Raw genomic sequence first — 12,772 nt, forward strand, 5'->3', positions numbered from 1 at the left:
AGTCATCCAGCCGGGCACGCCAATAATAACCGGGCTAGGGCTTCGATAGCGCCTGTCATGACCCGGTAGCGCCTGGACGGGCGCCTTCGCCACTTCGAGCGGTGACCGTCACCCAACCCGTTTCCCGAACGAGACCCGTGCGAGCCGTCGCGGGGCTCGTCGTTGCCATCGCACAGGTACATCGATGTTCAAGCCGTTTGTCGGTGTGGCGCTCGCCGCACTGTTCGCCGTTTCCGCCGTCGCCCATGCCGAGGACGCCGGCCCGATCGTGATCAAGTTCTCCCATGTGGTCTCCGACGACACGCCCAAGGGCAAGGGGGCGCTGTTGTTCAAGAAGCTTGCCGAGGAGCGTCTGCCGGGCAAGGTCAAGGTCGAGGTCTACCCCAACTCGACGCTGTTCGGCGACGCCGACGAGATCGAGGCCCTGCGCGCCAACAAGGTGCAGATGCTGGCCACCTCGCTGTCCAAGTTCGAGCCCTATACCAAGCAACTCCAGGTGTTCGACCTGCCGTTCCTGTTCGATGACCTGGAGGCCCTGAAGCGTTTCCAGAAGCGCGACAAGAGCCGCGAACTGCTGCGCTCCATGGCCAAGCACGGTATCTATGGCCTGGCCTACTGGAACAACGGCATGAAGCAGCTTTCCGCCACTCGCGAGCTGCACCGGCCGGACGATGCCAAGGGCCTGGTCTTCCGTATCCAGCCGTCGTCGGTGCTGGAAGCGCAGTTCGCCATGCTCGGCGCCACCGCCAAGCAGTTGTCCTACGCCGAGACCCTCAAGGCCATGCAGGCCGGCAGCGTGCAGGGCACCGAGAACACCTGGTCGAACCTCGCCGGACAGAAGATCGACAGCGTGCAGCCGTACATCACCGAGACCAATCACGGCGCGCTCAGCTACATGCTGATCACCAGTTCGGCGTTCTGGACCGGCATTCCCTACCAGACCCGCACCGAACTGGAGAGCATCGTCGACGAGGTCACTCTGGTGGTGAACAAGGAAGCCGAAGCGCTCAACCAGAAGGAGCGCGAGCACCTGCTGGCAGCCGGCAAGAGCCGCCTGGTCAGCCTCAGCGCGGAAGAGCACGAGGCCTGGCGCAACGCCATGAAGCCGCTGTGGAAGAACTACGAGGCGCAGATCGGTAGTGACGTGTTGCGCGCGGCCCAGGTGGTCAACCGCAAGCGCTGATCGGCCGCTGGCTATTCCCGTCAGCGGGGATAGCCACAAGCCTTGCGGGTGTTTCTGCCGGGTGCTTTGCGGGACACTAGGGGAGTATCGGTATCCGGAGCGGACCATGACCGCCAGCGAAGAGAAATTCACCCGCCAGACGCTGCTCGACGTGCAGCCTCTGACTCCCAACCTGTTCACCCTGCGTACCAGCCGTGACGCGGGATTCCGGTTCCGCGCCGGGCAATTCGCCCGGCTCGGCGTGTACAAGCCCAGCGGCAGTATCGTCTGGCGCGCCTACTCGATGGTTTCGGCGCCTCATGACGAATTCCTCGACTTCTTTTCCATCGTCGTCCCGGACGGCGAGTTCACCAGCGAACTCAGCCGCCTGCGCGAGGGCGACCAGTTGCTGGTCGATCGCCAGGCCTTCGGCTTCCTCACCCTCGACCGCTTCGTGGATGGTCGTGACCTTTGGCTGCTGGCCACCGGTACCGGTGTGGCGCCGTTCGTCTCGATCCTGCAGGACTTCGAGGTCTGGGAGCGCTTCGAAAGCATCAAGCTGGTCTACAGCGTGCGTGAGAGCAAGGAGCTGGCCTACCGCGAGCTGATCGCCGGCCTCGCCGAGCGCGAATACCTGGCCGAGCATGCCCACAAGCTGCAGTTCATTCCGGTGGTGACCCGCGAGCAGGTACCCGGTTGCCTGAACGGACGTATCACCACGCTGATCGAGAACGGCGATCTGGAGCGTGCCGCCGACCTGGAACTGACCCCGGAGCATTCGCGGGTGATGCTCTGCGGCAACCCGCAGATGATCGAGGACACCCGCGCCGTGCTGAAGGCTCGCGGCATGAACCTCAGTCTGACGCGGCGCCCGGGGCAGGTGGCGGTGGAGAACTACTGGTAGGTGCTTGCCCGCGCAGTAGCGGCGGATAGCGCCGCCGCCCGGCGTGTTGTCCGGCAATGAAAAAGGGCCCGTTCGGGCCCTTTTTCATTGTTCCGCCGACGCGATCACGACTTGTTCTGCTGGGCTTTCAGCAGATCGCGGATCTCGGTCAGCAGGGTTTCCTCGGCACTCGGCACTGGCGGTTCGGACGGCGCGACGGCTTCTTCGCGCTTGAGGCGGTTGATCGCCTTGACCCCCATGAAGATGGCGAAGGCCACGATGACGAAGTCGAGTACGGTCTGAATGAACTTGCCATAGGCCAGCACCACCGCCGGCATGTCGCCTTCGGCGGCCTTCAACGTTATCGCCAGGTCGGAGAAGTCGACTCCGCCGATCAGCAGTCCGATCGGCGGCATGATCACATCGCCCACGAAGGACGAGACGATCTTGCCGAAGGCCGCGCCGATGATGATACCGACAGCCATATCCACGACATTGCCCTTGACGGCAAAGGCTTTGAATTCACTCAGAAGACCCATGGGTTCACTCCCTGTATTTCGCTAATAGGTAAAGGCAGTCTAATGCAGCCTTCGGCAAGTTGCTCAGGCTGGAAGATTGGTGTTTTGGTTCCCCCCGGCAACGCGAAAATTCGCAAGGCATACGTTTGCGTCGGGTCTTGTGGGGAGAAACGAAGTTTAGAGGAAAAACATTACACTCATGTCGATTTTCAGGAATTCGCCAAGAAAGAAGACAAAGCAACTTCGGCAACTTGGAACTGCGCCATGCAGATGCCGGAAGTTGAAGTTGGAGTGGCGAGGTTCTCCGACCTAACTTCGCAGGCAAATAACGAAGGTGAACTCGTTTACCGGCGAGCGGACTGGGAGTGCTTGGTGCACCAGCGCGGGCTTTCTTCGGCTGGCGGTCTTTTTTATTTCTTTTTGCGATTCATGGGCGCATTGATATTCCTAATCGGCGCGGTGAGGTTTTTCAATTTAGCGTCGCCGGCGGCGCTCCTTACCTTGGTCGGGCGCAACAAGACGCCTGACAAGCCATTAGGAGCTCTTCCATGAACCCTTCCCTGAACGCCTTCCGTCCCGGCCGCCTGCTGGTGGCGGCAAGCCTGACCGCCAGCCTCCTGTCGCTGTCCGTGCAGGCCGCGACCCTGACCCGTGACAACGGTGCGCCAGTGGGCGACAACCAGAACTCGCAGACCGCCGGGCCCAACGGTTCGGTGCTGCTGCAGGACGTGCAACTGCTGCAGAAGCTGCAACGTTTCGACCGCGAGCGTATTCCCGAACGCGTGGTGCATGCCCGCGGCACCGGCGCCCATGGCGAGTTCGTCGCCAGTGCCGATATCAGCGACCTGAGCATGGCCAAGGTCTTCCGCAAGGGCGAGAAGACCCCGGTATTCGTGCGCTTCTCCGCGGTGGTGCACGGCAACCACTCCCCGGAAACCCTGCGCGATCCGCGCGGTTTCGCCACCAAGTTCTATACCGCAGACGGCAATTGGGACCTGGTGGGCAACAACTTCCCGACCTTCTTCATCCGCGATGCGATCAAGTTCCCGGACATGGTCCATGCCTTCAAGCCGGACCCGCGCAGCAACCTCGACGACGACTCGCGACGCTTCGATTTCTTCTCCCACGTGCCGGAGGCGACCCGCACCCTGACCCTGCTGTATTCCAACGAGGGCACCCCGGCCAGCTACCGGGAAATGGACGGCAACAGCGTGCATGCCTACAAGCTGGTCAACGCCAGGGGCGAAGTGCACTACGTGAAGTTCCACTGGAAGAGCCTGCAGGGCCAGAAGAACCTCGATCCGAAACAGGTGGCGGAAGTCCAGGGGCGCGACTACAGCCACATGACCAATGACCTGGTGAGCGCGATCCGGAAGGGCGACTTCCCGAAATGGGACCTGTACATCCAGGTGCTCAAGCCCGAGGACCTGGCGAAATTCGACTTCGACCCGCTGGACGCGACCAAGATCTGGCCGGGCATTCCCGAGCGCAAGATCGGCCAGATGGTGCTGAACCGCAACGTCGACAACTTCTTCCAGGAAACCGAACAGGTCGCCATGGCGCCGTCGAACCTGGTGCCGGGCATCGAGCCCTCCGAGGATCGCCTGCTCCAGGGACGGCTGTTCGCCTACGCCGATACCCAGATGTACCGGGTCGGCGCCAACGGCCTGGGCCTGCCGGTCAACCGCCCGCGCAGCGAGGTCAATACCGTCAACCAGGACGGCGCGCTGAACGCCGGACACAGTACCAGCGGGGTGAACTACCAGCCGAGCCGGCTCGATCCGCGCGAGGAGCAGGCCAGCGCCCGCTACGTGCGGACCCCGCTGAGCGGCACCACCCAGCAGGCGAAGATCCAGCGCGAGCAGAACTTCAAGCAGACCGGCGAGCTGTTCCGCTCCTACGGCAAGAAGGACCAGGCCGACCTGATCGCCAGTCTCGGCGGGGCGTTGGCGATCACCGACGACGAGAGCAAGTACATCATGCTTTCCTACTTCTACAAGGCTGACAGCGACTACGGCACGGGCCTGGCCAAGGTGGCCGGGGCCGATCTGCAGCGCGTCCGGCAACTGGCGGCGAAGCTCCAGGATTGATCGCAACCGGGGCGGCCATCCAGGCCGCCCTTCCTCTATCGGTTTGGTGGGAGATGACGACGATGCGAGGTTGGATTCTGGCAGGCTTGCTGCTCGCGGCGCTGGCCGCGCAAGCTGGCGAGGTGCATGGGGTCGAGGTCGAAGCGCGGTTGCGCGACTACTTCTTCGATGCCGCCCGACGCGGTGACCAGGCCATGCTGAAGGAGTTCGTCGAGGCCGGCTTCGACCTCGATGTGCAGGATGCCAAGGGCTATACCGGGCTGATCCTGGCCGCCTACCACGGCCATGGCGGAGCGGTGGAACAATTGCTGGAGGCCGGTGCCGACCCCTGCGTCCAGGATGCGCGCGGCAACACCGCCCTGATGGGCGCCATCTTCAAGGGCGAGGTCCGCATCGCCCGGCGCCTGATCGGCGCGCAATGCAGCCCCGACCAGCGCAACGGCGCAGGGCAGACCGCGGCCATGTACGCGGCGCTGTTCAAGCGCGAGGAGCTGCTCCAGGCGCTGTCGGCGCGCGGTGCCGACCTTGGCGCCCGCGATGCGTTGGGCAACAGCGTGGAAAGCCTGCGACGCGGCGAACTGAACGGCACTGCGGCGGCGAGGTGATCGGGGGCAATGTTCGGAGGAGGCCTGCTGGGCTAGTCTGGAGGTGTCGTATACAACGTCAGAGGAGGTCCGTCATGCCGCTCGAGCAACATCCGCTTTCCCGGGAGTTTCCGGATTTTCATGCCGAACTGAAGCAACTTCATGGCAACGACGCCCACTTCACTCGCCTGGCGGCGGACTATGAGAGCCTCGACAAGCGCATCTATGAGGTCGAGGGCGGTCGCGAACCCCTCGACGACCTGGCGCTGCAGGGGTTGAAGCAGCAACGGGTGCAACTCAAGGACGAAATCGCCGAGAGGCTGAGGAAGGCCAACGGAAAAGGCCATTGATTCATTCACGACAACGGCATGAAAAAGGGCGCCTCCGGCGCCCTTTTTCATGTGGGCATGCTCAGAAGGCGCCGCCGAAACGGAAACTCTGTCCGACCGCGACGAAACCCAGGCCCACCAGGGTGATCGCGGCGATGTGCCAGCCCAGCTTCGGCAGGCTCTCGGCGTCCAGGTTCGGGATCAGGCGCAGGCGCGCATGCACGCCCAGGGCGGCGGTCGCCGCCAGGAGCAGCAGCTTGAGCTGCAGGGCACGGGCCACCGGCGTGGCGCCGAACCAGTGGTCGAACGGCAGCCACAGGCTGGCCAGCCACAGGCCGCTGACCACCTGCAGCAGCAGGGCGGGGATGCCGATCCGCTCGTAGACCTGCTCGAAGGCGCGGATCGCCTGGGGATCGCGGCGGCGCAGGGCGCCGGGGAGGATGCCGAGGGCCAGGACCAGGTGGCCGCCGACCCAGATCGCGGCACCCAGCAGGTGCAGGAACAGCAGTGTGCGCATGGAAGTCTCCTTGTCCGGCCATCAGTGTCGCGCGAAGCGCGGTCGATCGAGGCTGATCGGAATCAAGCCAGCGGCTATCATCTGCGCTTTGCCCGCGAGAGGAGTTCCCATGGCCAAGGCCAAGCGCATGTACGGCTGCACCGAGTGTGGCGCGACCTTCCCGAAATGGGCCGGCCAGTGCGCGGACTGCGGGGCCTGGAACACCCTGGTGGAGACCGTCGTCGAGGCCGCGCCGAGCGGCTCCGGCCGCGGCGGCTGGGCCGGCCAGCAGGCCAACCTGAAGACCCTGGCGGAGGTCAGCGTCGAGGAAATGCCGCGCTTCACGACCGGCTCCACCGAACTGGACCGGGTTCTCGGCGGCGGCCTGGTGGACGGTTCGGTGGTGCTGATCGGCGGCGATCCCGGCATCGGCAAGTCGACCATTCTCCTGCAGACCCTTTGCAACCTGGCCAGCCGCGTCCCGGCGCTGTACGTCACCGGCGAGGAATCCCAGCAGCAGGTGGCGATGCGCGCGCGGCGCCTGTCGTTGCCGGAAGACAAGCTCAAGGTGATGACCGAGACCAGCATCGAAACCATCATCGCCACCGCGCGCCAGGAGCAGCCGCGGGTGATGGTGATCGACTCGATCCAGACCATCTTCACCGAGCAGTTGCAATCGGCGCCGGGTGGCGTCGCCCAGGTCCGCGAGAGCGCCGCGATGCTGGTGCGCTATGCCAAGCAGAGCGGCACGGCGATCTTCCTGGTCGGCCACGTGACCAAGGAAGGCGCCCTGGCCGGCCCGCGGGTGCTCGAACACATGGTCGACACCGTACTGTATTTCGAGGGCGAATCAGACGGCCGCCTGCGCCTGCTGCGGGCGGTGAAGAACCGCTTCGGCGCGGTCAACGAACTGGGAGTGTTCGGCATGACCGACAAAGGCCTGAAGGAAGTGAGCAACCCTTCGGCGATCTTCCTCACGCGGGCCCAGGAAGCGGTGCCCGGCAGCGTGGTGATGGCCACCTGGGAAGGCTCGCGGCCGATGCTGGTGGAGGTCCAGGCGCTGGTCGACACCAGTCACCTGGCGAATCCGCGGCGGGTGACCCTGGGCCTCGACCAGAACCGCCTGGCGATGCTGCTGGCGGTGCTGCACCGGCACGGCGGTATCCCGACCTACGACCAGGACGTGTTCCTCAACGTGGTGGGTGGGGTCAAGGTGCTGGAAACCGCCTCCGACCTGGCGTTGATGGCGGCGGTGATGTCCAGCCTGCGCAACCGCCCGCTGCCGCACGACCTGCTGGTGTTCGGCGAGGTCGGGCTGTCCGGCGAGGTGCGTCCGGTGCCGAGCGGCCAGGAGCGCCTGAAGGAAGCCGGCAAGCATGGTTTCAAGCGTGCCATCGTACCCCTCGGCAACGCGCCGAAGGAGGCGCCGGCGGGATTGCAGGTGATCGCCGTGACGCGCCTCGAGCAGGCCCTGGACGCCCTCTTCGAGTGACCCGCCTCAGTCGTCGTGGGCGCTGACCAGCAGGGCCAGCTCGCGCTCGAGGAGTTCCTCGTCGCCCAGGTTCAGTTCCACCAGGCGGCGCAGGTGGCTGATGGAGTCGAGGTCGATGTGCTGGCATTCGAAGCCGAGCAGGCCGTCGCGAGCCCAGGCCAGGCTGATCTCCATGCGGATCAGTACATCCAGGCCCAGGTACAGGCGGGCCTCGAAGGGCCGTTGCGGGTCGCCGTTCCAGTCCTGCGGCTGGCCGACCAGGATGCCGTGCAGGGAGACGTCGTGGAGCAAGACCTCCCAGCGCCGTTCGCCCTGGAGGATCTCGCTGTCGGCGTCGAAGGCGATCCGGTGGAAACGTCGACGTTCGTCGTGCTGGTCACTCATGTCGCGATCCCTCGGTGCGCGCTGCTGGATACCACTATAGCCAAGCCATGCCGGCGGGGAAGTGGCGGAATTCGATCGGCGGTGCCGTCCGTCCCCGCCTGTGCGGCTGGATCGGCGGCATGTGTCCGAGTTTGACAGTTCGTCAAGTCTCGCCAAAGCTGCTAAAGCGTTTTTCTCCAAAATACAACTGCGGAGCGCAGACATGGACAAGCGACTTTTGAGCAAGGGGTTGGTTCTGGGGCTGCTGAGCCTGGGCAGCATGACGGCACACGCCGACGCGGCAGGCGGTAATGGCTGTGGTTGGGGCAACATGGTGTTCGAGGGCCAGCGCGGCCTGTTCCCGCACCTGCTGGCCACCACCACCAACGGTACCTCGGGCAACGCCACCTTCGGCATGACCTCCGGGACCAACGGTTGCAACACCAATGCACGCCTGGGCTACGGCGGCCGCTCGATCTTCGCCATGAACGGGATGCTCGACAACATCGCCGAGGACATGGCCAAGGGCCAGGGCGAAGCGCTCGACGCCTATGCCGTGCTGCTCGGCGTGGAAGCCAAGGACCGGGCGCACTTCGCCCAGGTCACCCAGCAGCATTTCGGCGAGATCTTCGCGAGCAAGGATGCGACGGGCGAACAGGTCCTGAGCAACACCCTGGCGGTGATGAGTCGCGACGGCACCCTGGCGCGCTACGCCAAGCAACCGGCCTGAGACCTCAGGCCCAGGAAAGAGCCCGCTACGGCGGGCTTTTTCGTGTGCGCGGCCTGCCCGCCGGAGGTTGCCGCCTTCGTTGCCACGGCAGACGAACGGCTTGGGCATGCGGCGTTTTCCCAGGGCGCTTCCTACGGAGAGGGCAAGGTCGCGCCGAAGCGTTTTCGCCTGGCCGGCCCTTGTCGGCCATGGACTTTTCCGGCGGATTCCTGCGACATTGCGCCTACCGCCATCGCGCGGTAACCGCTCTAGACTAAGGTCGTATGACCCCTGGTCGGTTCGCGGCTAGAATTTTCGCTGCAGAACTGCGCCCTCCATCTGTCGGAAGCCAAACACTATGAACAATAACAATAGCCTGCTACGTCACCTCGCCTGGCTGGTGGTGGCGATCGTGGGCGCCGCGGCCCTGGGCGTCGTCGCCCTGCGTCGTGGCGAAGCGATCAACGCCTTGTGGATCGTGGTGGCGGCGGTGGCCATCTACCTGGTCGCCTACCGTTACTACAGCCTGTTCATCGCCAGCAAGGTGATGCAACTGGACCCCAACCGCGCCACTCCCGCGGTACTCAACAACGATGGCCTGGACTACGTCCCGACCAACAAGCACATCCTCTTCGGCCACCACTTCGCCGCCATCGCCGGCGCCGGTCCGCTGGTCGGTCCGGTCCTTGCCGCGCAGATGGGCTACCTGCCCGGCACCCTCTGGCTGATCGCCGGCGTAGTCCTCGCCGGCGCGGTGCAGGACTTCATGGTCCTGTTCATCTCCAGCCGCCGCAACGGCCGCTCGCTGGGTGAGCTGGTGCGCGAGGAAATGGGCCAGGTGGCCGGGACCATCGCGCTGTTCGGCGCCTTCCTGATCATGATCATCATCCTCGCGGTGCTCGCGCTGATCGTGGTGAAGGCTCTGGCCGACAGCCCCTGGGGCATGTTCACCGTCCTCGCGACCATTCCCATCGCGCTGTTCATGGGCGTCTACATGCGCTTCATCCGCCCCGGCCGGATCGGCGAGATCTCGATCATCGGGGTGTTCCTCCTGCTCGGTTCGATCTGGCTCGGCGGGCAGGTCGCGGCCAGTCCGGAATGGGCGCCGCATTTCACCTTCAGTGGAATCCAGATCACCTGGATGCTGATCGGCTACGGCGCCGTCGCCTCGGTACTGCCGGTGTGGCTGCTGCTGGCGCCGCGCGACTACCTGTCGACCTTCCTCAAGATCGGCACCATCATCGGCCTGGCGATCGGCATCCTGATCGTCATGCCGGAACTGAAGATGCCGGCCCTGACCCAGTTCACCGACGGCACCGGCCCGGTCTGGAAAGGCAGCCTGTTCCCGTTCCTGTTCATCACCATCGCCTGCGGCGCGGTGTCCGGCTTCCACGCGCTGATCTCCTCGGGGACCACGCCGAAGCTGCTCAACCGCGAGCCCGACGCCCGCTACATCGGCTACGGCGGCATGCTGATGGAGTCCTTCGTGGCGATCATGGCGATGGTCGCCGCCTCGGTGATCGAGCCGGGCATCTACTTCGCCATGAACAGCCCGCCGGCGGTGGTCGGCGCCGACGTCAACGCGGTGGCCGCGACCGTCAGCAGCTGGGGCTTCGCCATCACGCCGGAGCAACTCACCCAGACCGCCCAGGACATCGGCGAGACCACCATCCTGGCCCGTGCCGGCGGCGCGCCGACCCTGGCGGTGGGGATCGCGCACATCCTCCACCAGGTGCTGCCGGGCGAGAACACCATGGCCTTCTGGTACCACTTCGCGATCCTCTTCGAGGCCTTGTTCATCCTCACCGCGGTGGACGCCGGCACCCGTGCCGGGCGCTTCATGCTGCAGGACCTGCTGGGCAACTTCGTGCCGGCGCTGAAGAAGACCGAGTCGTGGACCGCCAACATCATCGGCACCGGCGGCTGCGTGGCGCTGTGGGGCTGGCTGCTGTACCAGGGCGTGGTCGACCCGCTGGGCGGGATCAATACCCTGTGGCCGCTGTTCGGCATTTCCAACCAGATGCTCGCCGGCATCGCGCTGATGCTCGCCACCGTGGTCCTGATCAAGATGAAGCGCCAGCAGTATGTCTGGGTCACCATCCTGCCGGCGGCCTGGTTGCTGATCTGCACCACCACCGCGGGCCTGATCAAGATCTTCGACAGCAACCCGGCGGTCGGCTTCGTCGCTCTTGGCGAGAAGTACGCCACCGCGCTGGATGCCGGCCAGGTGCTGGCGCCGGCCAAGGATATCGGCCAGATGCAGCACGTGGTGCTGAACGCCTACATCAACGCCGGTCTGACCGTGCTGTTCCTGCTGGTGGTCTTCAGCGTACTGTTCTACGCCATCAAGGTCGGCATCGCGGCCTGGGGCAAGAGCGAGCGGACCGACAAGGAAACCCCGTTCGAGCCCATCCCCGACGCCTGACCGGCCGCGCTCCCCGGTTCGCCGGGGAGCCTTAACGAGGAACTCGCCATGTTCAACGACCTCAGCCGCATGGGCAAATACCTGGGCCAGGCCGCCCGGATGCTGGTCGGCATGCCCGACTACGACACCTATGTCGAGCACATGCGCAACAAGCACCCGGACAAGCCGGTGATGACCTACGAGGAGTTCTTCCGCGAGCGCCAGGAGGCGCGCTACGGTGGCGGCAAGGGTCGGCCGATCCGCTGCTGCTGAATCCCCATCCTTCCGCGGGCCACGTCTGACGTGGCCCGCGTCTTTTCTGGAAGTTGCGCATGTCCGAAGTAGCCAACGACAACCACGCCCCGATCCCCGTCACCGTGCTCACCGGCTTCCTCGGCGCCGGCAAGACCACCCTGCTCAAGTACCTGCTGCAGGCCGAGCACGGCATGAAGATCGCGGTGATCGAGAACGAGTACAGCGAGACGCCGATCGACGGCCAGTTGCTCGGCGTCGAGCCGGTGCAGGTGATGACGCTGTCCAACGGCTGCGTCTGCTGCTCGATCAACACCGACCTGGAAAAGGCCCTGTTCCTCCTGCTGGAGCGCCGCGACAACGGCGAGATCGACTTCGACCGCCTGGTGATCGAGTGCACCGGCCTGGCCGATCCGGCGCCGGTGGCGCAGACCTTCTTCGCCGACGAGGAACTCTGCCAGCGCTACGTGCTGGACGGCATCATCACCCTGGTGGACGCCGCCAACGCCGAGCGTCACCTGCAGGAAACCATCGCCCAGGCCCAGGTCGGCTTCGCCGACCGCATCCTGGTGAGCAAGACCGACCTGGTCGACGCCGCCACCTTCGAGGCCCTGGGACAGCGCCTGCAACGGATCAACCGGAGGGCGCTGGTGCATGTGGTCGAGCACGGCCGCATCGACCTGGCGCACCTGCTCGACGTACGTGGCTTCAACCTCAACGCCGACCTCGGTCCTGGCATCGGCCTGCGCCCGCTGCGAGCGGTGGCAGCCAAGGACAGCCGCGATCGCATCGGCACCCTGGTACTGCGCAGCGACACGCCGCTCGATCTCGAAAGGCTGAGCGAGTTCATGGACGACCTGTTGCAGTGGCATGGCAATTCCCTGCTGCGCTACAAGGGCGTGCTGAACATCGCCGGCGAGCCGCGTCGCCTGGTGTTCCAGGGCGTGCTGCGACTCTACGGCTTCGACTGGGATAGCGAGTGGCGGGACGACGAGGCGCGCGAGAGCGTGATCGTGTTCATCGGCGACAACCTGCCGGAGGACAGTATCCGCGAGGGCTTCGAACGCATCGTCGAAGGCCGCTGAGGCGCATCGACGCCAAAGGAGCGTGGAAATGGACAGGAACGCATTGATCGGCGCCTGGCGGGACTGCATCCGTGGCGCGGACAAATCCTGGGTGCTGTTCGCCCAGGGCACTTGCGTGATCCTCACGCAGCCGGAGCCGGACCTCGCGGCCCAGGCGCGGGCATTGCTGGCCGAGTGGGGAGCGGTACAGGTCGGCACGCCGGCGGGCGACTTCGGTGTGATCACCCTGGACAACGGCCGCGGCTGGGTGGTGACCGGGCATCACCCGGACATCCTTACCTTCGTCCCTCGCGAGGAACTGGAGGAGGACGCCGGCGAGCTGCTCGTCGGCATGCACGGCCGCTCCCGGCGGGGCGAGGATGCCGAGGCCTTGGCGGTGATCCATGTCGAGGACCGGCGATAACG

Annotated in this window: 15 protein-coding genes; 12 read left to right on the forward strand and 3 right to left on the reverse strand. The window is 65.2% G+C overall.

The window, feature by feature from the left end:
* The first annotated feature begins 184 nt into the window (after positions 1-184).
* Positions 185-1,183, forward strand: a complete 999-nt coding sequence (locus ACTJJX_RS29370) for a DctP family TRAP transporter solute-binding subunit (RefSeq protein ID WP_003121339.1) — start codon at positions 185-187, stop codon at positions 1,181-1,183.
* Between the two features lie 106 nt (positions 1,184-1,289).
* A complete protein-coding gene (locus ACTJJX_RS29375) occupies positions 1,290-2,066 on the forward strand; it encodes a ferredoxin--NADP reductase (RefSeq protein ID WP_003110878.1) in 777 nt (258 codons plus the stop codon).
* Between the two features lie 104 nt (positions 2,067-2,170).
* On the opposite strand, the gene mscL is transcribed toward ACTJJX_RS29375, so the two are convergent.
* The gene (gene mscL / locus ACTJJX_RS29380; protein ID WP_016852133.1) at positions 2,171-2,584 is read right to left on the reverse strand and encodes a large-conductance mechanosensitive channel protein MscL; all 414 of its coding nucleotides are present in this window, start codon (positions 2,582-2,584) and stop codon (positions 2,171-2,173) included.
* 42 nt (positions 2,585-2,626) lie between these two features.
* On the opposite strand from mscL, the gene ACTJJX_RS29385 reads away from it, so the two are divergent.
* From ACTJJX_RS29385 to ACTJJX_RS29400, 4 genes are all read left to right on the forward strand, one after another.
* Positions 2,627-3,115, forward strand: a complete 489-nt coding sequence (locus tag ACTJJX_RS29385) for a hypothetical protein (protein ID WP_170835787.1) — start codon at positions 2,627-2,629, stop codon at positions 3,113-3,115.
* Positions 3,112-4,653, forward strand: a complete 1,542-nt coding sequence (gene katB, locus ACTJJX_RS29390; RefSeq protein ID WP_003094881.1) for a catalase KatB — start codon at positions 3,112-3,114, stop codon at positions 4,651-4,653. Before ACTJJX_RS29385 ends, katB begins: the two co-directional genes overlap by 4 nt.
* Positions 4,654-4,706: 53 nt before the next feature.
* Positions 4,707-5,258: an ankyrin repeat domain-containing protein gene (locus ACTJJX_RS29395; protein WP_016852131.1), complete on the forward strand. Its 552-nt coding sequence runs from the start codon at positions 4,707-4,709 to the stop codon at positions 5,256-5,258.
* Between the two features lie 74 nt (positions 5,259-5,332).
* Positions 5,333-5,587, forward strand: coding sequence for a YdcH family protein (locus ACTJJX_RS29400; protein ID WP_003104887.1), 255 nt, complete (start codon positions 5,333-5,335; stop codon positions 5,585-5,587).
* A gap of 61 nt (positions 5,588-5,648) precedes the next feature.
* Here the strand turns inward: ACTJJX_RS29400 and ACTJJX_RS29405 are convergent, their stop codons facing one another.
* Positions 5,649-6,083, reverse strand: coding sequence for a CopD family protein (locus ACTJJX_RS29405; RefSeq protein WP_003112796.1), 435 nt, complete (start codon positions 6,081-6,083; stop codon positions 5,649-5,651).
* A gap of 109 nt (positions 6,084-6,192) precedes the next feature.
* Between ACTJJX_RS29405 and radA the strand changes: the two genes are divergently transcribed.
* Positions 6,193-7,554, forward strand: a complete 1,362-nt coding sequence (gene radA, locus ACTJJX_RS29410; RefSeq protein WP_003094867.1) for a DNA repair protein RadA — start codon at positions 6,193-6,195, stop codon at positions 7,552-7,554.
* 6 nt (positions 7,555-7,560) lie between these two features.
* Here the strand turns inward: radA and mapZ are convergent, their stop codons facing one another.
* On the reverse strand, positions 7,561-7,938 hold the full coding sequence (gene mapZ / locus ACTJJX_RS29415) for a cyclic di-GMP-binding protein MapZ (RefSeq protein ID WP_003094864.1): 378 nt from the start codon (positions 7,936-7,938) through the stop codon (positions 7,561-7,563).
* Between the two features lie 202 nt (positions 7,939-8,140).
* On the opposite strand from mapZ, the gene ACTJJX_RS29420 reads away from it, so the two are divergent.
* From ACTJJX_RS29420 to ACTJJX_RS29440, 5 genes are all read left to right on the forward strand, one after another.
* Positions 8,141-8,647: a DUF3015 domain-containing protein gene (locus ACTJJX_RS29420; RefSeq protein ID WP_003094862.1), complete on the forward strand. Its 507-nt coding sequence runs from the start codon at positions 8,141-8,143 to the stop codon at positions 8,645-8,647.
* Positions 8,648-8,984: 337 nt separating this feature from the next.
* Positions 8,985-11,051, forward strand: a complete 2,067-nt coding sequence (locus tag ACTJJX_RS29425) for a carbon starvation CstA family protein (protein WP_003094859.1) — start codon at positions 8,985-8,987, stop codon at positions 11,049-11,051.
* Positions 11,052-11,099: 48 nt separating this feature from the next.
* A complete protein-coding gene (locus tag ACTJJX_RS29430; protein ID WP_003094856.1) occupies positions 11,100-11,303 on the forward strand; it encodes a YbdD/YjiX family protein in 204 nt (67 codons plus the stop codon).
* A gap of 59 nt (positions 11,304-11,362) precedes the next feature.
* Positions 11,363-12,367 carry a GTPase gene (gene yjiA, locus ACTJJX_RS29435; protein ID WP_016852130.1) on the forward strand — a complete coding sequence of 335 codons (1,005 nt, stop codon included), beginning with the start codon at positions 11,363-11,365 and terminating at the stop codon, positions 12,365-12,367.
* 22 nt (positions 12,368-12,389) lie between these two features.
* Positions 12,390-12,770 carry a hypothetical protein gene (locus ACTJJX_RS29440; RefSeq protein ID WP_003121337.1) on the forward strand — a complete coding sequence of 127 codons (381 nt, stop codon included), beginning with the start codon at positions 12,390-12,392 and terminating at the stop codon, positions 12,768-12,770.
* Positions 12,771-12,772: the final 2 nt, after the last annotated feature.

The organism is Pseudomonas sp. 22490 (genome assembly GCF_052044465.1).
Classification (GTDB): domain Bacteria; phylum Pseudomonadota; class Gammaproteobacteria; order Pseudomonadales; family Pseudomonadaceae; genus Pseudomonas; species Pseudomonas aeruginosa.